The 515-nt window shown below is 51.8% G+C and carries 1 protein-coding gene; it reads left to right on the top strand.

Translation table 11 applies throughout. The annotated features are described in order from the left end of the window. Positions 1–298 (top strand): hypothetical protein (locus tag QQF40_RS17030; protein WP_285462036.1); only part of this gene is annotated, 298 nt, incomplete at its 5' end. Between the last annotated feature and the right edge of the window lie 217 nt (positions 299–515).

The raw sequence follows: 515 nt of genomic DNA, 5'->3' as shown, positions 1-515 counted from the left end.
TTTCACCGCTGGTAACGCCATGCGTCCCCGGCAGCGGATGCGTACTTTACGCACGAACCGCCGTGAGGGCAAGGGCTTTTTGAAGATCAGGTCAGATTTTGTCTTCACGCCCTTGGTTCTGGCACCTGGAGCACTCCAGCCAGGCGATCTCTGGCAAAAACCTCGTCTCGACTATTCTTTTCTTCGCCTGGCGGCGCACGAAAAAACACAGCCTTGCGCAAAAAAACATCCTGAATGGCACCACTTCCGGCCCAGACATGATGGAAATAAGCATCCCTCTGATGAACTCCGACGCTGACAGCCCCATATGAGGTGCCTCAAGCCGCATAAAAATACACCCCTACAGTAAAATCTGCAGGGGAGGTTCTTGGCAAAACCAGGGATAAATAACAAGCGCACTTCATTTTCCGTCAATGACAGAACCATCACAGCACGATGATGAGCCAAAGACTTTCTTCTTGCGCAGCCTGGGAAGGCTTTTCTCTCGCACCACTTTTCCATGCACGTCTTTCTGC

It is taken from the genome of Cobetia sp. LC6 (assembly GCF_030264805.1).
GTDB lineage: Bacteria > Pseudomonadota > Gammaproteobacteria > Pseudomonadales > Halomonadaceae > Cobetia.
This window is presented reverse-complemented; position numbering and strand designations above follow the sequence as displayed.